The following is a 24,104-nucleotide window of genomic DNA, read 5'->3' as shown; positions in this document are numbered from 1 at the left end:
GTTTTGTTATAGAAAAGTAATTTTAATTACTAAAGAAATAAACACATATCTACGCTACCGCCCTTGGCTCTACAGCTACCAATGCACTGACTACTCTGTAACGACGTTCCTGTTGCGTTTACACTCATACCTTACTGCAGCAATTAATTACAAAACAACAAGTTACAAGAAAACACTCATTTACAACATCTGTGCAGTCTCTCTTCTCTGCCATGGCACCTCACCAACGGTGAAGTGCCGTACCAATTTTTATACGTAACAGCAACCGAGACAAGTCAAAACATATCGTATTTCTATTTTTAAGGCCGTTTGATGTTTTATCACACAATTATTTCTACGATACCAATCGCACACCACCGCTGTACCGCGGGATTGTATCGGCATGACTTTTGAACCGCCCACCCTTCACATCCTTGATGTGTACCAAGCACGATCTCCTACACTATCAAGGAGTTCTAGAGACAAAAAAGGCAGGCCACTCGGCCTGCCCTCTCACGTCTGGTATGCCCTTAGCGGTGTAGCGGCACCATAAACTCGGTGGCGACGATCACCACCACCAGGCCGACCAGTACCGGTACAGAGGTGCGTTTCACCACCTCAAAGGGGGAGATCTTGGCCATCCCGGAGACGGCGACCACCACGCCGGAGACCGGTGACAGGGTGCGGCCCAGGTTGGAAGCCTGCAGCATCGGAATGGTCAGGTAGGCTGGGTTGATGCCCATCTGGCCAGACAGCTTGGGGATCAGTTCGACAAAGGCGTAGAACGGCGCGTTGCCGGAGCCAGTGGTCATCGCCGCCAGCATGGTGATCACCACCAGCACCAGCATCATGATGATGCCGCCGGTGCCGAAGGACTGCGCCAGCTCGATCAGGCTGCTGATAAAGCCGACGGTGCTCAGCCCCTGGGCAAAGACCCCGGCCGCCACCAACAGCATCACCACGCTGGCAAAGGCATCCGCCATCCCGCGGTAGGCCACCTCCAGCCCGCTATAGACCTTTTTAGCGTCGAAGCTGCGCAGAAACTCAATCACCGATGCCAGCAGCATGCAGATAACCAAGACGCTGATGATATGCAGATGCGGCCCCCACTTGCCGTCGAACACCAGCACGCCGATGATCGGCGTAAAGGGCAGAATGGCGTAAAACGACGGCGCCGTAGTGGTGATCTCGCTGACATCCAGCATCTCGTGCTGCGCCTGCTCCTTGTTATCCAGGTAACGCTGCCAGAAATAGTGGGCAATCGCCATGCAGACGATGGCGGTGATAGAGATGGGCAGGGTTGTTTTAAAGGCAAAGTCGATCAGCGGCATTTCAGACGCCTTCGCGGCCAGCACCACGTCGCCGGAGGTCGGCGCCAGGATGATCGCCGCCGGCGAGGCACAGATAGCGGCCGCCGCACCGCGGCTGATCCCCACGTTGACCATCACCGGGAACAGAGTCGCCATCAGCAGTACCCCCAGCCCGGTGGCTGACGAAACGGCCAGCGACATCAGGCAGGCGACAAAGTAGGCCGCAATCATCAAAATATAAGGCGAGTTGATGTAGCGCAGCGGGCGTGAGGCCAGCTTGACCACCATATCGTTAGCGCCGATATGGGTCATATAGGCGGCAAAGCCGCACAGCATCATGATCATCATGCCGAGGTCGCCGCCGCGGCTCATCAGCAGAACTTTGACATACTCAACGATATCGGTCGCGCGCCAGCCGGTCGACTTTGCGCTGGCGGGCAGGACATCGTGCCCCATCAGCGCGCTGATGATCAGCAGCAGCAGGCCGCCGGTCATCAGTACCCCGGTGGGGGAGTATCCTTTAATAATGTAACGCCCGACGCCAACGGCGACCACGACCCCAATCAGTAGCTCAAGCATATTCTTCCTCAACAGATAGACAGGCGGGCTTAGCCACACCCCAGACAGGCATTGTTTCTGCCTTTATTAATTGTCAATTCCTTTTAACACGGTCAAAACTACCGCACTGTGCCCAAATGATAAGATTATTTTACTGATATTGGTCAAGTTTTTCCGATGTGACGACGCGGCGTACGGGGAGAGTGTGATGCAGGTATATTTTTATCCCGCCGAACCTCCGCGTCGTCGGGCTACGCGGAGGTTCGGCGAGAGGAGAGCGTTATTCGCGGCGCTTCTGCAGCCACTGCTTCAGCGCATCGCGCGCCTGCTGCTCCAGCGAGCCGCGCAGCGCTTTATCGACATCCATCTGATAGTTAAGCTGCTGCCAGTCGCCGTAGATATGCAGTGGAATTGACGCCTTCTGCAGCGAATCGATCAGGGTGCCGTGACCGCGCCAGCCCTGCAAGACCCGGACGCCCAGATTGATATCACAGCGCTGGGCCGCCAGATCGACGCTGCCGCTGCCGCCGAGATCCAGCAGCGGTGACCGCCCATTCAGCGAGTTCAGGGTGAGAAGACCGCTGCGCAGCGCCGCCTCCGCCTTCAGGCTCTGGAAGGTGGTAAAGGTGTCCACGCTCTCCCCTGCCTGTATATCGCGCCGATCGCGCACCACGGCCTGCTGGATCAGCTGGGCGATGTTCATTCCCTCCAGCCGGGCATTATCTATCGCCAGGGAGAGCGCGCCCTGCCAGCGCCGCTGCAGGCTGACAATGGAAAGCCCCTCACCCTGCAGATGGCCGCTGAGCGACAGTGAGCCGTCGATAAACGCCGGCAGCGCCAGCGCCTTGAGCAGCGGCGCCAGGCTGATCTGGCGCAGTCGGGGGTCAAGCGTAACCTGTACCGCCTGGCCCGGCCGACTTTGCAGCGTGCCGCTGATGGCGAAGTCCCCCGCCCCCAGGCGACCGCTCAGGCTCTCCAGCGTTCCCGTCCCCCGACGGTTGTTGGCCTGCAGGGAGAATCCCTCTATGGTCATGCCGTGGTAGGTCGCTCGCTTAGCCTGAATATTCAGCCAGGCGCTAAAATCACGCAGGAACGCCATCTCGTCGCTGCTCTCCGGTGCCGCCACCTGCGACACCACCGGCGGCGGCGGCGGCGTATTGCCGGCATCGGCGTTGGCGGTATCCGCGCTTTGCGCCTGCCAGCCGCTCAGGCCGTCCCAGTTCAGGTTATCCGCCTGCAGCGTTACCCGATATTCAGGAATGGCGGCCAGCGTCCCCTGGATCTCACCGCGCAGCTGGCTGTCATTGGCGCTCAGCGTCAGATCGCTCAGCGTCACGGCGGCCGGCGCCGCGCTATAGCTCAGGGTCATGCTGCCCTGCCCGGCAATTCCCGCCGACGGCAGCCCGGCGCCGCTGTAGCGGTACTCCAGGTGATCGACCCGCGCCCGGTACTGCTGGGGATAGCGGCTCAGATCGACGTCCGCCTGTAGGCTAAGCTGCAGATCGCGCTGATCGCGGTTGATACGGCTGGAAAAGTCGACGCTGGCATGGCGGGTCGCATCCTGCTGGATATTCAGCTCAATATCGCGCAGGTTGATGGGCTCTCCGTCGGGGGCCTGCCAGATCACCAGGCTGTCCTCAACCTTCACCTGATGAATGTTCAAACGCCATGCCATATCGCTGATGGGTTCGCTGCGCACCGCCGGCGAACGCGGCGCATTCGGCAGCGGCGTCGGCTCGCTGTCCGGCGTCAGGCGGATCACCGCCCCCTTCAGCATCACCCGGCGCACCTCCAGCTGATGCGAGAGCAGCGGCCACAGACGCACGTCAAGGCGCATGTTATCGGCCGCGATCACCGGCTGGGCGGCGCCGTCTGCACGCAGCGACATACGATCGGAGAGGATGCTCAGCTGCGGCCAGACGCGCCAGCGCAGATCGCCGTCCAGCGTCAGTACATAGCCGGTACGCTGCTGCACCTGCTTGATCATGTAGGCCCGGAAGTCATTGGGATTGATCAACAGCAGCAGCGCGCTGATGCCCGCCGTCACCACCACCAGCAGGATCATTAATGTGGTGAGAAGTCGTCTCATGCCATCCTCAGTCTTGGTCGTCCGTTACGGTCGGCGGCTCAGTCTTTATCGATTCGGCTGGCTACCGCGCCCTGCTGCCCTTTGTACTTGGCATCCTCTCGGCGATTATAGGGACGCGCCGCCGGGGCGGAAAGCGGTTCAAAGCTCAGCGCACCGATCAGCATCCCCGGGCGCAGCGCCAGCGGCAGCTTACCGGAGTTAAAAAATTCCAGCACGATGCAGCCCTGCCAGCCGGGATCGATGCGATGGGCCGTAACGTGGACCATCAGCCCCAGGCGCGCCAGCGAGGAGCGTCCGTCCAGCCAGCCGACCAGATCGTCCGGCAGCGTGACGGATTCATAGGTGACAGCCAGCGCCAGCTCACCCGGGTGCAGGAAAAAGGCCTCATCCTCCCCCAGCTGGATCTCATCGCTCATCACCCGCTCCAGGGCCTCGGCGACCTCTTGCTTGGGGCCGCTCAGATCGATATAGGCCGCCGTATGTCCCTGAAAGACGCGAAACCGGTTCCCCAGACGCACGTCCACGGTGGCGCCGCTAATGCGTTCCTGAGGCGGACGCGGGGTAATGCTCAGCCTGCCGTCATCCAGCCATGCCTCTATATCGCGGTCACACAGTCTCATGATAGTTCTTCTCCGTCTCATCGCCACGCAGCACGGCTGCAGATGAGAATATCTTACCCGATCCCCCTCTTTTTCCGAAATGATTCAGAGACATTGCCCCCTTGGCGCCCAGGGATGCACCGTAAAAAATCGGGCGATGGGCTTTGCCGTCGTGGGATAAACCATTAACATCATGGCGGATATGGCAACGCGTACAGGGAGCGTGCGATGGGAAGTCTGCGTCAGGGAATGGGATATGTGTTGGTCGCCGCCGCGCTGTGGGGCAGCTCCGGCGTCTGCGCACAGTATATTTTGCAAAAAACCGGGCTCTCCGCCCAATGGCTGACCATGTTTCGCCTGACCTTTTCCGGGGTGATCCTGCTGGTGGTCTCTTTGCTGAACGGTGACCGGGTGTTCGCACCGCTGCGTCGGCGTCAGGACATTGTCAGCCTGCTCTGGTTCACGCTGCTGGGCGCCATCATGGTGCAGCTGACCTTTCTGATGACCATCGAGCGCGCCAACGCCGCTACCGCCACCATTCTGCAGTTTCTGTCGCCGACCATTATCGTAGCCTGGTTTGCCGCGGTCAGACGCCAGCGCCCGGGGCTGCTGGTGATGCTGGCCATCGGCACCTCGCTGGGAGGCACCTTTTTACTGGTGACCCACGGCGATCCGACCTCGCTCTCCATCTCACGCGCCGCGCTGTTCTGGGGGATCGCCTCCGCCTTTGCCTCCGCCTTCTACACCACCTATCCCTCCGGGCTTATCGCCCGCTTTGGCACCCTACCGATCGTCGGCTGGAGCATGCTGCTGGGCGGCCTGATGCTGATGCCCTTCTTCGCCGGCGAAACCGCGCAGGTACGGATGGACAACGCCACCCTGCTGGCCGCCTTCTACCTGATCATCATCGGTACGGCGCTGACCTTTAGCCTGTATCTGAAGGGGACACAAATCATCGGCGGCGCCAAGGCCGGTATTCTCAGCTGCGCCGAGCCGCTGTGCAGCGCGCTGCTGTCGCTGCTGCTGCTGGGGATCACCTTTGGCGCGCTGGACTGGCTGGGGACGCTGCTGATCATCGCGTCGGTGGTGCTGATCTCGCGCGATGCGCGCGCGCGGGAGGGAACGTTGGAATCGCTGGCGCCGCAGGACGGCGCACGCTGACGGCCAAAAGCCGCGGCGAGTGCGCCATCGGCGGGCTTATTCGAAGAACTGGCTGATCTTCGCCTTGAGGATATCGATGGCGATGCGGTTTTTACCGCCGCGCGGCACGATGATATCGGCGTACTGCTTGGAGGGCTCGATAAACTGCAGGAACATCGGGCGTACGGTCTTCTGGTACTGGGCCATCACCGACTCCATGGAGCGCCCGCGCTCATTCACGTCACGCTTCATGCGGCGCATCAGGCAGATATCCAGCGGCGTATCGACAAAGATGGAGAAGTTCAGCTCGTTGCGCAGACGGGCATCGGTCAGCAGCAGGATCCCTTCCAGGATGATCACCTTCTTCGGCTCAAGGTGAATGGTCTCCTGAATACGGGTGTGCTCAACGTAGCTGTACTGCGGCAGCTCGATGGCGTTCCCCTGTTTCAGCATCTGCAGGTGCTGAAACAGCAGGTTGTGATCCATGGCGCTCGGATGGTCATAGTTGGTCTTGACGCGCTCCTCCATGGTCAGGTGACTCTGGTCTTTATAGTAGCTATCTTCCGGGATGACACCGATATGCGCCTCACCGACCTGCTCGCGCAGTTCGCGGTAGAGGGTACTGGCAATCAGGCTTTTGCCTGAGGCGGATGCGCCTGTGATGCCAATAATGACGCACTGGTGGGTGTTGTCAGTCATGTGTTAAGACCTGGTATGTATAAGTGTTCGACGGGGCAAGGCACGAAAGGATCGGGATGACCGGTGCCTGAGACGCGGCAATTATAGGGAGTCTGCCCGGCGGACGCCAGTCCAATCGGCGCCGCAGCGGCGGTAAAAAAAAACGGGCGTCCGCAGCGGCGCCCGTTATGACACGCTGAATCCCGACGCTTATACGGCGCGGAAGGCGATTTCGGTCGGAATCGATTCGCCGCCCCAGTACAGCTGAGCGGCCACGTCGGCGGCCAGTCGGCGGTAGATGGCGCTGAATTCGCTGTCAGGACGACTGCTGACCGTCGGCTCGCCGCGATCCAGATCCTCACGCAGCGAAATATGCAGCGGCAGCTGCCCCAGCAGGCGGGTATGGTACTTCTCCGCCAGCTTCTGCGCGCCGCCGGTGCCGAAGATCGGCTCATGGAAGCCGCACTGGCTACAGATGTGCATGCTCATGTTCTCCACGACGCCCAGCACCGGCACGTGCACCTTCTCGAACATCACGATGCCCTTCATCGCATCCAGCAGCGCGATATCCTGCGGCGTTGTCACCACCACCGCCCCGGTTACCGGGATGCTCTGCGCCAGCGTCAGCTGAATGTCACCGGTCCCCGGCGGCATATCCAGCACCAGGTAGTCCAGATCCGGCCACAGGGTATCCTGCAGCAGCTGCAGCAGCGCCTTGCTGGCCATCGGACCGCGCCACACCATGGCGTTGTCATCCGTAACCAGATAGCCGATAGAGTTACTGGCCAGGCCATGGGCCATGATCGGCGCCATATGCTGTCCGTCCGGCGACGTCGGACGCTCATGGGCGGTGCCCAGCATGGTCGGAATCGACGGGCCATACACATCGGCGTCCAGAATACCGACCCGGGCGCCCTCGGCGGCCAGCGCCAGCGCCAGGTTAACCGCGGTGCTGGACTTGCCGACCCCGCCCTTACCCGAGCTGACGGCGATGATATTACGTACGCCCTTCACCCCCGGCTGGTCATTGGCCCGCTTCAGGGTGGCAATATTGTGCGCCAGACGCCAGGCGACGCGCTGCACCCCCGGTAGCTGCAGCAGCGCAGGCGTAACGCCGGCCTGCAGAGCATCAAAGCCGCTCTGCCAGGCAAAGGGCATCATCAGTTCAATATGCAGGACGCCATCCAGCAGGGCGCAGTGGTGCAGCGCTTTCAGCGCGCTCAGCGGATGATTCAGCGTAGGGTGGGTAAAACCATCAAGGATTGCGCCGACCTGCGCGCACAGCGTTTCAGGCATGGACTGCTCATGGGATTTATCGCTCATCCCGACTCCTTCTTTCGTTATTATAAACCGCCCGTTCAGTCTACCAGAACTGATGGCCGAGCGCGCAGTGGATCCGCCACCGAATTTTAGGCGCTGTCCGCCCGCCAACGCCGCCCGCGGCGCCAGAATCGCGGGGTGCGGCCTAGCGACCGACGGCGCAATCGGGTAACATCAGAGGTTACCTTCCATTGTTTAACCGAGAGATACAAAATCCACTATGGCTTCAGTCACTGATACAACAGGATCACGCAAAATTCTGGTGACCTGTGCGCTCCCTTACGCTAACGGCTCCATTCACCTCGGCCACATGCTTGAGCATATTCAGGCGGACGTGTGGGTGCGTTACCAGCGAATGCGCGGCAATCAGGTGCACTTTATCTGCGCCGATGATGCGCACGGGACGCCGATCATGCTGAAAGCCCAGCAGATGGGGATCGCGCCGGAGCAGATGATCGCCGAGGTCAGCAAAGAGCATCAGCAGGATTTTGCCGACTTCCAGATAAGCTATGACAACTATCACTCGACCCACAGTGAAGAGAACCGTCAGCTGGCGAGCCTGATCTATACCCGTCTGAAAGAGAACGGCTTCATTAAGAACCGCACCATCTCTCAGCTCTACGATCCGGAAAAGGGGATGTTCCTGCCGGACCGTTTCGTTAAGGGCACCTGTCCCAAGTGCCAGTCCGCCGATCAGTACGGCGACAACTGCGAAGTGTGCGGCGCCACCTACAGCCCCACCGAGCTTATCAACCCGAAGTCCGTGGTCTCCGGCGCGACGCCTATCCTGCGTGAATCGGAGCACTTCTTCTTCGATCTGCCATCCTTCGGCGCGATGCTGCAGGCGTGGACCCGCTCCGGCGCCCTGCAGGAGCAGGTGGCCAATAAAATGCAGGAGTGGTTTGAGTCCGGCCTGCAGCAGTGGGACATCACCCGCGATGCGCCTTACTTTGGCTTTGAGATCCCCGATGCGCCGGGCAAATATTTTTACGTCTGGCTGGATGCGCCCATCGGCTATATGGGGTCATTCAAGAATCTGTGCGACAAGCGCGGCGACCTGAACTTTGATGATTACTGGGGTAAAGAGAGCGACGCCGAGCTGTACCACTTTATCGGCAAGGACATCGTCTACTTCCACAGCCTGTTCTGGCCGGCCATGCTGGAAGGCAGCGGCTTCCGTAAGCCGAGCAACGTCTTTGTACACGGCTACGTCACCGTCAACGGTGCCAAGATGTCCAAATCGCGTGGCACCTTCATTCAGGCGCGTACCTACCTGAATCATCTGGATCCGGACTGCCTGCGCTACTACTATGCCGCCAAGCTCTCCGATCGTATCGACGACATCGATCTGAACCTGGAGGACTTTGTTCAGCGCGTCAACGCCGATATCGTCAACAAGGTGGTCAACCTGGCCTCGCGCAACGCTGGCTTTATTACCAAGCGCTTCGACGGCCAGCTCTCCGATACCCTGGCCGATCCGGCGCTGTACCAGACCTTTGTCGATGCGGCGGCAGAGATCGCCAAAGCCTACGAGGCGCGCGAGTCGGGTAAGGCGATCCGCGAGATCATGGCCCTGGCCGATCTGGCCAACCGCTATGTCGATGAGCAGGCGCCGTGGGTGGTTGCCAAGCAAGAGGGGCGCGATGCCGATCTGCAGGCCATCTGCTCCATGGGCCTCAATCTGTTCCGCGTGCTGATGACCTACCTCAAGCCGGTGCTGCCGGCGCTGAGCGCGCGCACCGAGGCCTTCCTCAACGCAGAGCTGCGCTGGGACGCTATCGCCGAACCGCTGCTCGGCCACCGGGTAAACCCGTTCAAGGCCCTGTTTAACCGCATTGAAATGAGTAAAGTTGACGCCATGATTGAAGAAGGCAAACTCGCCGCCGCTGCCGCGGCGAAACCCGCCGTCAGCGGCCCGCTGGCTGACGATCCCATCCAGGACACCATCACCTTCGACGACTTCGCCAAGGTGGATATGCGCATCGCCCAAATCGTCAGCGCCGATCGGGTGGAAGGCTCCGACAAGCTGCTGAAGCTGCAGCTGGATCTGGGCGGCGAAACCCGCCAGGTCTTCTCCGGTATCCGCAGCGCCTACCCTGATCCGCAGGCACTGGTCGGCCGTCTGACGGTGATGGTCGCCAACCTGGCGCCGCGTAAGATGCGCTTCGGCATCTCCGAAGGCATGGTGATGGCCGCAGGCCCGGGCGGGAAGGATATCTTCCTGCTCAGCCCTGACAGCGGCGCCCTGCCGGGCCAGCAGGTGAAGTAACCCCGCGCTGTCCGTTCCACGCCCCCAACCCGCTGCGGCGGGTTTTTTATTGTCCCCGCGTCGGCGGTGCGCCCCCCGGGAAAAACCGCAAAAAAAACGCCCCGGGGCACAGGCACCCGGAGCGCTTTTTCGCGATAAGTCGCTTAGTCGATCTTGGTCGTCGGGAAGGTCATCTCGCTATAGCGGACAAAGCGGGTTCCCTGCGTCAGCTTATAGCCGAACCAGATGATCAAGAACAGCGGCAGGCCGATATAGGTCGCGGTCACGCCGTACCAGTCGATGCGATCCTCCAGGAACGCCTCATAGTTCTGTCCCAGCGTGATGATCAGGCACAGCACAAAGGCGAAGATCGGCCCCAGCGGGAAGAAGCCGGATTTATACGGCAGCGCGTTCAGGTCGAGTCCCGCCATCACGTAGCCGCGACGGAAGCGGTAGTGGCTAATGGCGATCCCCAGCCAGGCGATAAACCCGGTCATCCCCGAGGTGTTCAGCAGCCACAGGTAGACCTCCTGGTTGCCGAACATCGAGGTCAGGAAGCACAGGCCGGCGACTACCGTGGTGGCATACAGCGCATTGCGCGGCACGCCGCCCTTGGACAGACGACCGAAAATGCGCGGCGCCTTACCCTCTGTCGCCAGGGTGTACAGCATGCGCGTCGAGGCATACATCCCGGAGTTACCCGCCGACAGCACCGCCGTCAGGATCACCGCGTTCATCACCGCCGCCGCAGACAGCAGGCCGGCATTCTTGAACACCAGGGTGAACGGGCTGACGGAGATATCCTTCACGTCATTGCGCAGCAGGCTGGGGTCGGTATAGGGGATCAGCAGGCTGATGATCAGGATAGCAAACACATAGAACAGCAGGATTCGCCAGAAGACCTGACGCACCGCCATCGGAATATTTTTGCCCGGATCCTTCGACTCCCCGGCGGCAATGCCGATAAGCTCGGTGCCCTGGAAGGAGAAGCCGACGATCATCGCCACCCCGATCATCGAGGCAAAGCCCCCGGCAAACGGCGCATCGCCGACGGTCCAGTTATGGAAACCGGCGCCGTCGCCGCCCTTCATGATGCCGACGATCATCATCAGCCCCACGGCGATAAAGATGATCACGGTGCTGACTTTGATCAGCGAGAACCAGTACTCCGCCTCGCCAAAGCCCTTCACCGAAATATAGTTCAGCAGGAAAATCAGGCACAGGAACAGCGCGCTCCAGATCCAGCCGGGAATATCGGGAAACCAGTAGCCCATCACCAGCTGTGCGGCCACCAGATCGACGGCGATGGTAACCGCCCAGTTATACCAATAGTTCCAGCCCAGCGCGAAGCCGAAGCCCTCTTCCACGTAGCGTGAGCCGTAGGTAGAAAACGAACCTGACACCGGCATAAACGCCGCCAGCTCACCCAGGCTGGTCATCAGGAAGTACACCATCATCCCGATGATGATATACGACAACAGCGCACCGCCGGGGCCGGCCTGGGATACCGTAGCGCCCGATGCGACAAACAGCCCAGTACCAATAGAACCGCCGATAGCGATCATCGACAAGTGCCGCGCTTTTAACTCCCGGCGCAGCGCCGGTCCTTGTCCCGCGTCGGGGACGGTAGTTTTTGTCTGAGCCATTAGAACCCTATCGTTGTTTTGCGTTGAATCATGAAACCAGGCGGGATTGTAACAAATCCATCTGCGGCGGGAAGTAACAATCTAACGATAATAAGAGAGCTTCATGATGGTTGGCGGATTATTAGCGAGTGGCTAATCGAGTGTGCAATAAAAATACACAAAGATCACAATAAGCTACGGCAGCAGCCTCTGCTGCCGCCGTCGCAGAGGCTACGCCTGACAGTAGCTCAGAAAACGGGCCAGCGCCTTGGAGATATGCTTCTGGCGGTGGTGGATCAGATACAGTGAGCGATGCAGGTTGATCTCCGGCAGCGCGACCTCGACCAGCGTCCCGTTGCTCAGTTGCTCCTCGATCACCCGACGCGACAGGCAGCTGATGCCAATGCCATAGCGCACCGCATGCTTGATGGCCTCGGAGTTTCCCAGCTCCATCACCAGATCGAAGTGGGGTAAATGGGAAAGCAGCAGATGTTCAACCACCTCGCGGGTGCCGGAGCCGGTCTCACGCAGGATCCACGGTGCATCCGCCAGGCGGGCCAGGGTGACCGGCTCACGCAGCAGCGGATGATCCGGCGCGGCAAACACCACCAGCTCATCCTCTAGCCAGCTTTGGGTGGTCAGCTCCGGCATGTGGCACGGCCCCTCGATTAGCCCCAGATCGGCGTTAAACTCCGCCACGGCGCTGATCACATCATGGCTGTTGCCCACGTGCAGCTCCAGCGGCGTCACGGGAAAATCGCGACGGTAGGCGGCCATCATCGGCGGCAGAATATAGTTACCGATGGTGCTACTGGCGGCAATGCGCAGCGCCCCGCTCTCGCCCTTAAACAGCTGTTCGATTTCGCTGGCCTGCTCCAGCAGCGCCATCGCCTTCGGATACAGCAGGCGGCCATGCTCGTTGACGACCAGCCGTTTGCCTACGCGATCGAACAGACGCACCGACAGTTGGGTCTCCAGATCCGACAGCGCCGCGCTCACCGCCGACTGCGAAAGCGCCAGCACCATGGATGCCTGCGTGGTCGAACCGCTTTTCAGTACTTCTGTAAAAACTTCCAGTTGTCGCAAGGTAATGTGCATAGACAGATCCAAACCGTTTCAACCAACGCGCCGTCCCCGGCGCCGATAGCCCTGTGACCCGACGACGACGGGGCCGCTCTCTGCGTCAAATGTCGCTTACGCAGCGCCAACTATAGATAAATTAGAAAGAATTTACTACTTAAAGCGATTAATATCGCGTGTCCGGCCTCCCCCGCGCAGGAAGGCCGACGCAGGATCAGCGCACCACCAGCACGGAGATGCTGGCGTGGCGCACCACGCGGGCGGCGTTAGAGCCGAGTAGGTAGGTTGACATGCTGGGACGGCGTGAGCCGATCACGATCAAATCCGCACCGCACGCCTCGGCCTCTTTCAGGATCTCATCGTAGATAGAGCCCCAGCAGACCTTGACGCTGGTGCGCGCCGGCGACAGCGGCAGCGATGCCGCCAGCGCCTCCAGCCGTTTCTCGGCCTGCTGCAGCGCCGTGTCACGCAGCTCGGCGATCTGCTGGGGATACTCGCTCATAAAGATCGTGGGAACCGAGGGATGAACGTGCAGCAGGCGCAGCGCGGCCTGAGACTGCTCGGCCAAAAACAGGGCGTGCTTCAGCGCGACCTCCGTCAACTGAGGTTCTTCCAAATCAACCGGTACCAAAATCATGTTATAGGTGCCATCCATAATGGATCTCCTTTATTGATGATTGATGTAAATGATTGATAGTTAACCCAGCTACTGTTACTCCGGCGCACCCGTCACGCGCGTGGCCAGTGCGCCGTCCGGGCACGCACGGCGTCGGAGGGGGCGCCCCGGACAATGCCGGCGGAGGGCATCACGCCCGCGGGCCGCCGCGGGATCCCGTCTGACTATAACACAAACGGGTAATTTATTCGCCGCCGCCCCGCCCTGAGCTCCCCCGGCCACCCGTTGACTCGGCACAATTACACTATACTCAACGTAGGCAGTCTGAACACGACAGCGGCGGGCGGGAGGCTACCATGGAAACCCTGTATGGTTATCTGATCGGTGCGCTGGTTACCCTGGCGATCTGCGCCTTTGCCTGGGCCAAGCGCGGGTGGCGCGGCGGTACGCTGGCCTTTGTCCTGCAGGTGGCGCTGGCCTACGGCTTTTACTATGGCGCCTGGCTACTCTCTCAGGGCAACACGGTCACTGCGGCGCTGGCGGCGCTGCTGTCGCCCCTGTGCGTCCTGCTGATCATCATCAATACCAATGCGGCCACCCCGCCGGATGCCTGAGCCGCGCGCATTCGGTGGGGGATCATTTAGCAAATATGTCTATAAAACATAATACCATTATCGATTTAGAATTTAGCCATTGTCTCTTTAAGCTTGACGGCTCTTAAATTCACAATAATACAGTTCACCATAACAATGACAGAAAACAGATCGCACGCTTCACACCAGACTCATGCCCTGCTGCGCCTGCTCCCCGGGCTGCTGCTGACCGGCATCATCACCGCCGTCTCCATGTGGGCCGGCGCCCTACCCTGGGTTGAGCAGCTCGGCTTTGGCGCCCTGACCCTGGCCATCATTCTCGGCATTCTGATCGGCAACAGCGTCTACCCGGCCCTGAGCATCCCCTGCTCCGTCGGGGTCCATCTGGCCAAACAGAAATTCCTGCGCCTGGGGATCATCCTGTATGGTTTCCGCCTGACGTTTCAGCAAATAGCCGACGTCGGTCTGACCGGCATTGTCACCGATGCGCTGACCCTCAGCTCCACCTTCCTGCTGGCGCTGTGGCTGGGGCGTAAAGTCTTTGGCATGGACAAGCAGACCGTGATGCTGATCGGCGCCGGCAGCAGCATCTGCGGCGCGGCGGCGGTCATGGCCACCGAACCGGTGGTCAAAGCCGACGCCAGCAAGGTTTCCGTCGCCGTCTCGACCGTCGTTATCTTCGGCACCATTGCCATCTTCCTGTACCCCTGGCTCTATCAGCTCAACGCCCACTACCAGTGGGTCGCGATGACCCAGGAAAGCTTCGGCATCTATATTGGCTCGACGGTACATGAGGTGGCCCAGGTGGTCGCCGCCGGACGCGCCATCAGCGACGACACCGGCAACGCCGCGGTGATCGCCAAAATGATCCGCGTGATGATGCTGGCGCCGTTCCTGCTGATTCTGTCCAGCGCGCTCAGCCGCGGCGCTGGCAACGCCAGCGGGAAAAAAGCCCCGATCACCATTCCGTGGTTCGCGGTTATCTTTATTCTGGTCGCCGGCGTTAACTCCTTTAATCTGCTGCCCGGCGCGCTGGTGCACGCGCTGATTACCCTGGATATCATCCTGCTGGCCATGGCCATGGCCGCCCTGGGCTTGACCACCCACATCAGCGCCATCCGCCAGGCCGGCATCCGCCCCATCATCCTGGCCAGTCTGCTGTTCGCCTGGCTGATTATCGGCGGCGGCGCCATCAACGTCGTGATCCAGCGCTGCCTGTAAGCAACAGCCTCCGCGCCCTGTTAACCCATGGTTAGCAGGGTGTTTTTGTTTTGGGTAAAAAACTACGCTGCCCGTGCGTTCAGTGCCATAATAGCGCCATCGCAACAGGAGATAACCCTATGAAATATATTGGAGCTCACGTCAGCGCCGCCGGAGGGCTAGATCAGGCCCCCGCCCGCGCCCATGCGCTGGAGGCCACTGCATTTGCGCTGTTCACCAAGAACCAGCGCCAGTGGAAGGCGGCCCCGCTGACTGACGATGCCATTGACGCCTTCAGGGCCGCCTGCGCGCGCTATGGCTATCAGCCGCAGCAGATCCTGCCACACGACAGCTACCTGATTAACCTGGGCCACCCGGTCACCGAGGCGCTGGAAAAGTCGCGCGGCGCCTTTATCGATGAAATGCAGCGCTGCGCCGATCTGGGACTGACTCTGCTCAACTTTCACCCCGGTAGCCACCTACTGCAGATCGACGAGCGCGACTGCCTGTCCCGTATCGCGGAGTCGATCAACCTCGCTCTCTCTCAGACCCAGGGGGTGTGCGCGGTGATCGAGAACACCGCCGGTCAGGGCAGCAACCTGGGCTTCCGCTTCGAGCAGCTGGCGGCCATCATTGAACAGGTCGAGGACAAATCGCGCGTCGGGGTCTGCATCGATACCTGCCACGCCTTCGCCGCGGGCTATGATCTGCGCGACGAGGCAGCCTGCGAGGAGACCTTTGCCCAATTTTCCCGCACCGTTGGCTTTACGTACCTGCGCGGCATGCACCTCAACGATGCGAAAAGCGCCTTCAACAGCCGGGTTGACCGGCACCAGAGCCTGGGTGAAGGCAATATCGGCTATACGGCGTTCCGCTGGATCATGCGCGATCCGCGCTTTGACGGTATCCCGCTGATCCTAGAAACCACCGATCCCGACCGCTGGCAGGATGAGATAGCCTGGCTCAAAGCGCAGCAGGCGGCAGCATAATCGCCCGCGGGCGGACACCGGCCCACCGCGAGCCAGAAACAGAGACAAAAAACGCAGCCCTTGGGCTGCGTTTTTCACATGATGGCGCAACGGCCCTTACGCAGATGGCAGCGTAACCGGCGCCGGTAGTGTCATCGCGCGATTGGCGATGGCGTGGCGCATCAGCGCCGCGCCACAGGAGAGCAGCAGACCGGCCAACGCGGAGAGCATCACAGCGCATTTTAGTGACTTCGCTGACGGCTGACGTATGTACTCCAATATCCCATTAGCATGGCAATGCATCTACGATACAGGATTTTTGCCATACGTTTTTACGTTTTTACGTTTTATGGATAGCTTCTACGCCAGACATCGTTCACTGTAAAAATAGATACGGTGGTCTATATAGTTCAGTCTAAATGGAGAGTTGAAATGTTTAACAATTGAACAACTCACGTAATCCACACTACATTAGCCTAAAGTGATCTACTCATTCACGCGGCTATCTCTATACCCTGCAGAACCAAGGCAATCACGACACACTAACAACCTCAGATAATTGCAGGGATAAATATATAATTGAATGATTATCGCCAAAACTGACCATTTCCATTCAAATATAAATACATCTTCAATAGTTAAAAAATATATCAATTTTCAGAATGGAAAAATCAATACATTATAAACTCTTAATATGATCTGGACGATGTATTCCCCTTATCTGAGGGAAATCATCCCACTCAATAACATCCTGGCTTAATCGATCGTTAAAATATCCACGATAAAATTCAGTATCCAACCCATGAGAATCAACAGCAAGATCTTCCTTTAAAGATTTTAAATGAAAAAAAACAATGCCATTGTTTTTTTCCTTTAATTTATGAGAGAAAACCTCATAGTTATATGCATGCTTAAAAAACGTATTTTTTGACACTTTAAAAATACCATGATCATAACCCGCAGTAAGAGGAGCACTTTTCCTTAATGCCAACTCACCCATATCATTATACTTTAAGTTAATACCAAAAAAATAATTATACTCATCACTAGGTTTTTTTGATAAAATATATTCTCTTATTTTGAGAAATGCATCTGCAATCAAGATACAATCACCATCGACTTTCATTACATATTCTTTGGTCGTTTTTGACAATGCAAAATTATAGTAATTAACTAAACTTCGCTCATCCCTAGGATCTAATGCCACATGCGCGAGACTACCTGGCGGAGCCACAGAGGGGATGTAATGAAACACCTTTATTTTATGTGGGTATTTTAGCCGCATTTTCTCACAGATTTCCGGCGTAGAATCTGTACAGCGGTTATGCACAATGATCAGTTCATCCAATTGTTCAATATAGCTTTCTATCGAGCTTTCTAAATAACGCTCTTCATTATATAAACGCATAATACCCGATATTCCAGCACCTCTCGCCTTCGTTAATGAAGAGCGATCGAAGTGATATTCATCTCGACATCGATAGATATTTTTCTCATGTATAACCCGTCTCCAGCGGAAATAGAAAATCTTTATATTCTCAACAATTATTGATATTACCTTATTAATAATCCAAGAAAAGCTTTTTCCTTTCAGCCTAGATAAAGGAGGCATATTATCACCATATGTAAATATTTTTTTCAGATGATAACATCAATCCTTACAATATAAAATACTTGCTTATTATAACAGTTTAAAAAGCTAAAAAAATGCCATAATAAGAAATAAAAAACCAAAAATAACGTTAGCAACTAAGAATTTCAAATAAATACATCTATAGGCGACCTAATAAGATGGGGAGGTGACACACTCCCCATATATACTGCCCTATTGATTAATGAGATTCCATTTCTCTACTAACGATGGCGTGGCGCATCAGCGCCGCGCCGCAGGATAGCAGCAGACCGGCCAACGCGGAGAGCACCACGATCAACGCCCCCTTCGGCGCCTCTTTCTGCACCGGAACACTCGGCAGCATCAAATACTTAAACGGCTGCACCGTCAGCGCATTCAGGTGCACCTGACTCAGTCGCCCGATATACATCTGGCTGTTCTTCAGCCCGGCGTTAAGCTCGCTCAGATCCGTCTGGCTGCGCTCGATGTCCAGCTTCTGACGCAGGCCATTGGTGCCCAGCGAAATCGGGAAATCATCGTCATCCTTAAACGTAGCACCGTTGCCGTACAGCGGCTTGCTGATCCCCGCCGCCTGCGCCACCGCCAGCGAATAGTTCAGACGACGGATCTTCACCTGCTGCGCATTCTTCAGCCGCTGCAGCGTCAGCTGATACTGCGCCTTCTCCCGCGTCAGGGTCTGATCCAACTGGCTCTTAATATTATAGTGCAGATCGTCCACCACCCGCGCGGCGACAAAGTCAATGTATCCCTGCAGCAGCGCATGGGCCTCCTGAGAGCTATGAGCGCTGACCCCCAGTCGGTAGTAGGTGTACTCTTTACTCTCGGTCGCCTGATCCAGCTGGCTGTTCTTCAGGGTGAAGCCTTGCTGCGTGAGCGTACTGAGCAAACGCTCACGCGCCAGCGGATCGGGCAGCGCGGCCGCCTGCGTTTTATAGTAATCCGTCTGAGCAATATATTCGCGACGCACGATCTGCGATTCATATAGCTGCACAAAGCGGGCCATTAGCCAGCCCGGCGTAGCGTCGACCTTGATATCCAGCAGCGCCAGCTGGTTTAGCTCGCTGTTCATCGCGGACAACTCACGCGCCTGGGCCGGGATCAGCTCGGCATAGTTGGTCCACCTTTGCGGCAACTGTGTCTTGACAATAAATCCCAGCAGGGCGCACAGCAGCACGGTGCCAAGAATCATCCACTTGGCCTTGAACAGCACCAGCAGCAGGGAAAGCAGATCGATCTCACTCTGCATCTGTGCACGCGGCGGCGTAAGCGCAGCGCCAGAAGAAGATACAGAATTAGACAAGTTAGACAAATTAGACAAGTTGGACAACGGCATTTCTCCCGCGCGGGGAGCCTCCCTTTCGAAACGGCGAATACACCGCTCCGCCCCGGGAAATGGCCCGAGCGACAGGAGGCGATGCTCTGTTTGGCAAGTATTATTTCTAAATGAAATATAATTTCATTATTTATTGGATTGGAATAATCCTATTCCTATGGATTCTATCTAAGAATTTTCTATCAGGCAATCTGTTGTATGATGATTGCACTTTAGCAAGACGCTAACGCCGCCGACGCGCGGTGCGGCGAGGGGCTCGCTTAGACGGCGCGGGCTGCGGCCAGGCGGGCAGTTCCCCCTCCGGCAGCGGCGGCTGCAGGATAGGAAACACTGGCAGCGCGGCCAGCAGACGGCTACCGTAGGGTTTGCTCAGCAGGCGACGATCGTAGATGACGATCTCGCCGCGACAGGCGTGGCTGCGGATCAGTCGCCCAACCTGCTGGATCAGGGTAAAAGAGGCGCCTGGCAGGCTCTGCACCTCAAAGGGATAGCGGTTACGCGACTTCAGCCACTCCCCCTCCGTCAGGATCACCGGGCTGTCTACCGGAGGAAAGGCCACCTTGTGGATATGCACCTGGGTCAACAGCTCGCCCTTCAGATCCAGCCCCTCGGCAAACGACTGCAGCCCGACCAGCGCGCTCTGTGTCCCGGCGCGCACCCGGCGACAGTGCTCCTCCACCAGGCGATAGCGGGGGCGGTCCCCCTGCACCAGCAGCCCCAGGCGCAGATCCGAAACAAAGCCTAAAAAAGTCTGCATCGCCCGCTGACTGGCAAACAGCACCAGCATGCCGGTGTGCTCACCGCGCAGCCAGGCCGTTCGGAAAACGTGAGCCATCTGACGCAAATGCTCCCCCTCCTGCGCCAGCGTAGGCTCCAGCGTCATCTGCGGGATCACCAGACGCCCTTGGTGTACATGGTCAAACGGCGAGTCCAACGCCACAAAGCGATCGCCGGCCTGGCTATTCAGGCCGGAGAGTTCGCTGATACGGTCAAAGCGGTTCAGGGAGCGCAGGGTCGCCGAGGTGATCACCGCGTGGGGAATGCGCCGCCACAGTAAGCGCTCCAGCTGATCGCATACCCGGATCCCGACGCAGTGCAGATAGCGGTGGTGCACGCCGTCGCTGACCTCCTGCGTCAGCCATTTGGAGATCGGTGCATTGGAGGCCTGCGCCAGCGACGCCAGGCGCCACAGCTTGCTCAGCGCCTCTAAGTAGCTGAACGCCCGACTCATCTGCAGCAGCGCGCGCTGCAGGCGCAGCACATCGTGACTGCCGGTTTTTTCCTGCAGATCGTTCATCATGAACTCGCTGAGGCCGCGCAGACCATCGCACAGCTTGTACAGGCGCTGGGCCAGTTCGCTCAGCGCGTCGGGCAGCTGGCCCAAAATAAAGCGGTACTGTTCCTCCTCCGCCAGCAGCGCGGCGGCGGCGCGATCGAAATCCGTCAGCAGCTGACGCAGCTCCGCCGTATGCGCCTGCAGACGCTCGCTGTTCAGCAAGCGCGGAGGATTCTTGGGCTGATACTGCGCCTGGCACTGTTCGATATGACGTACGATCATATCGATCTGTCCCTGCACAAACAGGGCCGTGATCTCACCCTCCATCTCCAGCGCATCGCGGGCGACATCGGGCAGATGGTGCCCCTCATCCAGCACCAGCAGCAGATCCTTCGGCGGCGGTAGCACCGATTCGCTCTCCAGCGCCGCCATCACCAGTGCATGGTTGGCCACCACCACATCGGCGCTTTCAATTTCACGCCGCGCCAGAAAAAACGGGCAGTCGCGAAAGTGGGAACAGCTGCGGTTCAGGCAGCTGGCCCGATCGGTGCTCATCTTGGCCCATAGCCCCTCCTCCAGATTGTCATGCAGATGATCGCGCAGCCCATCCCAGCGGCGGCTCTCCAGCTCTCCCTGCAGACGCCGGCACTGCGCCCGCTCCTCCTCGCTGCTCGGCTGCAGCGCATCATCGATAAACAGCAGTAGAGACCCCTGCCCATCCTGATGATCGGAGAGCGCCGCCAAATTACGCGGACACACGTAGCGGCCGCGGCCAAAGGCGGCGGTAAAGGTCAGATCGGGAATAATTCGCCGCAGCAGCGGCAGATCCTGGGTATAAATCTGATCCTGCAGCGCCACGTTGGCGGTGCTCACCACCAGCGGCTTCTGCTGCGCCCGACTGATGGCGATGCCGGGTAACAGATAAGAGAGGGTTTTACCGACGCCGGTCGGCGCTTCGATCACCAAATGACGGGCGTCGACGCCGCTCAGCGCCCGCGCGACCTCAGCGATCATCTGCCGCTGCTGCGGGCGGGTGACAAAATCGGGAATTTGCTGCGCCAGGGCCTTATACCACTGGGAGATCTGGGTTTTGAGTGCGCTGGAAAGGGTCATTGATACTCGCTGCGGGAAACATGGCGCGCTATTGTCGCACAGCGGGCGGACAAAATCAGCCGCCCGCGCCGCTGCGCCCTCTGCGCCGATCAGCGGCGCAGTACGTTGCTCAGCAGATCGCGCAGCTCATCCAACTGCATCGCCAGCTGCATATTCAGCCACAGGTAGCCATAGATCGGCGCCTCTTCGTCGCTGTGCGCCTGCGCCTGCGCGATCAGCGTCTTCAGCTCCGCCACCATCGGCTCCATCTCCGGCAGGCGCTCCAGCGTCTCCTCCACCCGTCCGCTGAGCAGCATCTCCGACAGCCCGTGCAGGGCGTTGATGGTCAGCTTCTGAAACGTCCGCAGCCGGGTGGCATTCAGCATAATAAAGTGGCTTTCACGGCTGGCCCAATAGGCATCGGTCATCATCTCCAGCGTGGCCACCAGGTTACGGGTGATCACCTGAATGGCGTCGAACACCGCCTTATCCACCTTGGTCTCCCGGGCGCTGGGCGCCAGCAGGCCGCGTACGGTGCCCAGATCGGAGAGGATGCGCTGCTGGCGTTCGGTCAGCTGCGGGCGCTCAACCATATTGGGTGAAACATAGGCGCTATAAATGTTACTCATGCAGGTCAGGCCATGGTTCATCTTTAAGCGCCAGTGGGTGAAGGCCCGCTGCGGATAAATGCTGGCAAACAGCAGCGCCAGCAGCGAACCGATGATCACGTTGACGCTGCGCAGCAGCGCCGTCTGGATATCGCCGGGTCCGGCGGCGCACACCACGCCCAGCGTGATGCCGATCAGCAGCCCCATATAGGGGCGCTTGCCCAGGGCCGCAATGCCGCAGACAAACATCACGACGGCGCACCACGCCAGCATCAGGCTCATCGAATAGAGCTCAAGATAAAGCGCCACCAGCCCCGATGCGGCGCCGAACACCGTCCCCATACAGCGCTGCAGCGCCCGGACGGTCACGTTGCCCCAGAAGGAGATCGGCCCGATCACCACCACCATGGTGATCAGCGCCCAGGCCCCCTCAGGCACCGCCAGCAATCGGATCAGAAGGAAGGTTAATACGAAAGAGATCGCCATGCGCACACCGTGCACAGCGCGGTAGTGCCCATAGATGAAGGAGTCAAACGGGGTGATACTTTTATTTAAACGCACGGAAACGACCTTGGATCAGGCTCTCAACAGAGATGAACCTTTAGTGTAACGGAAATCTGCGGCATAAAGAAATGCCCAGCACCCTTATCATCACCCCTGGAACTGACCTACCCTCCGTTGATTAACACACCGCGATGCTAGTAATGTCTTCATAAGCCACATGAGGACATCACCATAAAGAAGCGTTTTTCCGACGCACAGAACATCAGTATTTTCCGCGAGCTTGAAGCCAGCGTATTCGCCTGATCATGCTGCCGCAAACACGCTATTTCCGATGCCACCTACTACATCTATGGACTACCTCCGTTTTGCAAGTACTGAATCTGGTTTTGGGCTGTTGCTTACATCTATCCGGCATCAGGAAAATCTGTGCCCAAATGGGTAATTCGCACACAATCGCCTCAACAACTGGACGGCCTCTGAGGCCAGTATAAAAATCAGGTTCCGATTGTGCAGGTGCAACCTGTCACCATTTCTCAGTACGCTGCAACTTTTTCTGGCAGGGGATTAATTTCACACTACCTGATACTCGGTCTCATTTTTCAGCATCGACCAGATTATTCGCGCGTTTTTGTTAGCGACCGCCACGGTCGTTTTATTAAATCCGCGCCGCTCCTTTAACTGGTTAACCCACTGATTCATATGGCCATCATTGTTATTCGTGGCAACCCTGACGACAGCGCGGGCACCATGAATAAAAAGTGTCCGCAGATGCTTGTCGCCTTTTTTCGTCATATTCATCAGCTCCTGCCTGTCGCCACTCGAATGCTGGCGTGGAACCAGACCCAGCCATGCAGCAAAGTGGCGGCCATTCTTAAATTCAGTTCCTTTGCCAATAGCAGCAACAACGGCCGTGGCCGTTTTAGGGCCGATGCCTTTAACTCTGGCGATACGCTGACAGGCTTCTGATTGTCTGAATACTGTTTCAATTTCCTTATCAAAAAAATGGATCCGACGCTCGAGATCGTTAAAGAGATCATAGAGCTCGGCAATTGTTCTGCGCATACGGGAACCTAGACTGTTTTCTGCATCTTCAAGGATAAGAGGAATAGCCCGGCGAGCTCTGGAGACAGCACTGCCAATGGGGATCCCCCGGTCAAGTAACAGCCCTCTTATTTGACAGACTGTAGCAGTGCGGTGATTTACAATACGCTGCCTTGCCCGGTGTAAAGCCTGGATATCCTGCTGTTCGGGGCTTTTTGGCGGCACGAACTGCATTGTCGGTTGCATCAGAGCCACTGCGATGGCCTGTGCATCATTACCATCATTTTTTGCCCGCGGACAAAGGGTTTTACATACTGAGGACTGATGACCTTTACTTTGTGCCCCAGTTTATCAAACTCACGCTGCCAGTAAAATGCCCCGGTGGACGCTTCGATCCCAATCAGACATGCAGGAATATTTGCCAGCGTCTGGAGCAATTCTTTTCGGCCAGTTCGTTTCGTATAAACCGGTTTGCCGGCCTGGTTTAACCCGCAGAGCTGAAAAACATTTTTAGCCAGATCAATACCCAGAAATACGATATTCATGGTGATTCTCCTGGTGAGCACATTTCGTACAGTTAACCGCAGCGGGAGGAGGTAGTCCATCCCATTACC

Annotated in this window: 17 protein-coding genes and 1 pseudogene; 5 read left to right on the top strand and 13 right to left on the bottom strand. The window is 58.0% G+C overall.

Annotation, left to right across the window (positions count from 1 at the left end):
• Positions 1-509: 509 nt before the first annotated feature.
• The 3 genes from dcuC to dcd all read right to left on the bottom strand — a co-directional run bounded on the left by dcuC (position 510) and on the right by dcd (position 4,556).
• Positions 510-1,868, bottom strand: coding sequence for an anaerobic C4-dicarboxylate transporter DcuC (dcuC, locus tag L1P05_RS05820; RefSeq protein ID WP_012848053.1), 1,359 nt, complete (start codon positions 1,866-1,868; stop codon positions 510-512).
• A 259-nt stretch (positions 1,869-2,127) separates the two neighbouring features.
• The gene (gene asmA / locus L1P05_RS05815) at positions 2,128-3,936 is read right to left on the bottom strand and encodes an outer membrane assembly protein AsmA (RefSeq protein WP_034168008.1); all 1,809 of its coding nucleotides are present in this window, start codon (positions 3,934-3,936) and stop codon (positions 2,128-2,130) included.
• Positions 3,937-3,974: 38 nt separating this feature from the next.
• Positions 3,975-4,556, bottom strand: a complete 582-nt coding sequence (gene dcd, locus L1P05_RS05810) for a dCTP deaminase (RefSeq protein ID WP_012848051.1) — start codon at positions 4,554-4,556, stop codon at positions 3,975-3,977.
• A 207-nt stretch (positions 4,557-4,763) separates the two neighbouring features.
• On the opposite strand from dcd, the gene L1P05_RS05805 reads away from it, so the two are divergent.
• Positions 4,764-5,696, top strand: a complete 933-nt coding sequence (locus tag L1P05_RS05805; RefSeq protein ID WP_012848050.1) for an EamA family transporter — start codon at positions 4,764-4,766, stop codon at positions 5,694-5,696.
• Positions 5,697-5,732: 36 nt separating this feature from the next.
• Here the strand turns inward: L1P05_RS05805 and udk are convergent, their stop codons facing one another.
• Both udk and apbC read right to left on the bottom strand, forming a co-directional pair.
• Positions 5,733-6,374: a uridine kinase gene (gene udk, locus L1P05_RS05800; protein ID WP_012848049.1), complete on the bottom strand. Its 642-nt coding sequence runs from the start codon at positions 6,372-6,374 to the stop codon at positions 5,733-5,735.
• Positions 6,375-6,563: 189 nt separating this feature from the next.
• Entirely contained in the window at positions 6,564-7,676 is a 1,113-nt protein-coding gene (apbC, locus tag L1P05_RS05795; RefSeq protein ID WP_012848048.1) for an iron-sulfur cluster carrier protein ApbC, read from the bottom strand.
• Between the two features lie 217 nt (positions 7,677-7,893).
• Between apbC and metG the strand changes: the two genes are divergently transcribed.
• Positions 7,894-9,942 (top strand): methionine--tRNA ligase, encoded by a 2,049-nt coding sequence (gene metG / locus L1P05_RS05790; RefSeq protein ID WP_012848047.1) that lies wholly within the window; start codon positions 7,894-7,896, stop codon positions 9,940-9,942.
• Between the two features lie 143 nt (positions 9,943-10,085).
• Here metG and L1P05_RS05785 read toward each other — a convergent pair whose 3' ends face one another.
• From L1P05_RS05785 to L1P05_RS05775, 3 genes are all read right to left on the bottom strand, one after another.
• Complete coding sequence (locus L1P05_RS05785) at positions 10,086-11,567, bottom strand: amino acid permease (RefSeq protein WP_034168009.1); 1,482 nt, start codon at positions 11,565-11,567, stop codon at positions 10,086-10,088.
• A gap of 210 nt (positions 11,568-11,777) precedes the next feature.
• On the bottom strand, positions 11,778-12,644 hold the full coding sequence (gene yieE, locus L1P05_RS05780) for a DNA-binding transcriptional regulator YeiE (protein ID WP_012848045.1): 867 nt from the start codon (positions 12,642-12,644) through the stop codon (positions 11,778-11,780).
• Positions 12,645-12,840: 196 nt separating this feature from the next.
• A complete protein-coding gene (locus L1P05_RS05775; protein WP_012848044.1) occupies positions 12,841-13,281 on the bottom strand; it encodes a universal stress protein in 441 nt (146 codons plus the stop codon).
• Between the two features lie 317 nt (positions 13,282-13,598).
• Here L1P05_RS05775 and L1P05_RS05770 point away from each other — a divergent pair, with 317 nt between their 5' ends.
• From L1P05_RS05770 to nfo, 3 genes are all read left to right on the top strand, one after another.
• Positions 13,599-13,856, top strand: a complete 258-nt coding sequence (locus tag L1P05_RS05770; protein WP_012848043.1) for a DUF2545 family protein — start codon at positions 13,599-13,601, stop codon at positions 13,854-13,856.
• Positions 13,857-13,991: 135 nt separating this feature from the next.
• Entirely contained in the window at positions 13,992-15,056 is a 1,065-nt protein-coding gene (locus tag L1P05_RS05765) for a YeiH family putative sulfate export transporter (protein WP_012848042.1), read from the top strand.
• A 119-nt stretch (positions 15,057-15,175) separates the two neighbouring features.
• Positions 15,176-16,024, top strand: a complete 849-nt coding sequence (gene nfo / locus L1P05_RS05760) for a deoxyribonuclease IV (protein WP_012848041.1) — start codon at positions 15,176-15,178, stop codon at positions 16,022-16,024.
• A 658-nt stretch (positions 16,025-16,682) separates the two neighbouring features.
• On the opposite strand, the gene L1P05_RS05755 is transcribed toward nfo, so the two are convergent.
• The 5 genes and pseudogenes from L1P05_RS05755 to L1P05_RS05735 all read right to left on the bottom strand — a co-directional run bounded on the left by L1P05_RS05755 (position 16,683) and on the right by L1P05_RS05735 (position 24,035).
• Positions 16,683-17,615: a glycosyltransferase family 2 protein gene (locus L1P05_RS05755; RefSeq protein WP_012848038.1), complete on the bottom strand. Its 933-nt coding sequence runs from the start codon at positions 17,613-17,615 to the stop codon at positions 16,683-16,685.
• Between the two features lie 220 nt (positions 17,616-17,835).
• Positions 17,836-18,882 carry an LPS O-antigen length regulator Wzz(fepE) gene (gene wzz(fepE), locus L1P05_RS05750; protein WP_012848037.1) on the bottom strand — a complete coding sequence of 349 codons (1,047 nt, stop codon included), beginning with the start codon at positions 18,880-18,882 and terminating at the stop codon, positions 17,836-17,838.
• A gap of 310 nt (positions 18,883-19,192) precedes the next feature.
• Complete coding sequence (gene dinG / locus L1P05_RS05745) at positions 19,193-21,358, bottom strand: ATP-dependent DNA helicase DinG (RefSeq protein WP_012848036.1); 2,166 nt, start codon at positions 21,356-21,358, stop codon at positions 19,193-19,195.
• An 89-nt stretch (positions 21,359-21,447) separates the two neighbouring features.
• Entirely contained in the window at positions 21,448-22,506 is a 1,059-nt protein-coding gene (locus L1P05_RS05740) for an FUSC family protein (protein ID WP_012848035.1), read from the bottom strand.
• Between the two features lie 513 nt (positions 22,507-23,019).
• Positions 23,020-24,035, bottom strand: a pseudogene (locus L1P05_RS05735) (IS110 family RNA-guided transposase).
• Positions 24,036-24,104: the final 69 nt, after the last annotated feature.

This window comes from Edwardsiella piscicida (assembly GCF_021733145.1).
Lineage (GTDB): Bacteria > Pseudomonadota > Gammaproteobacteria > Enterobacterales > Enterobacteriaceae > Edwardsiella > Edwardsiella piscicida.
Note: the sequence above shows the minus strand (reverse complement) of the source record. Positions and strands in the feature narration are given on the sequence as shown.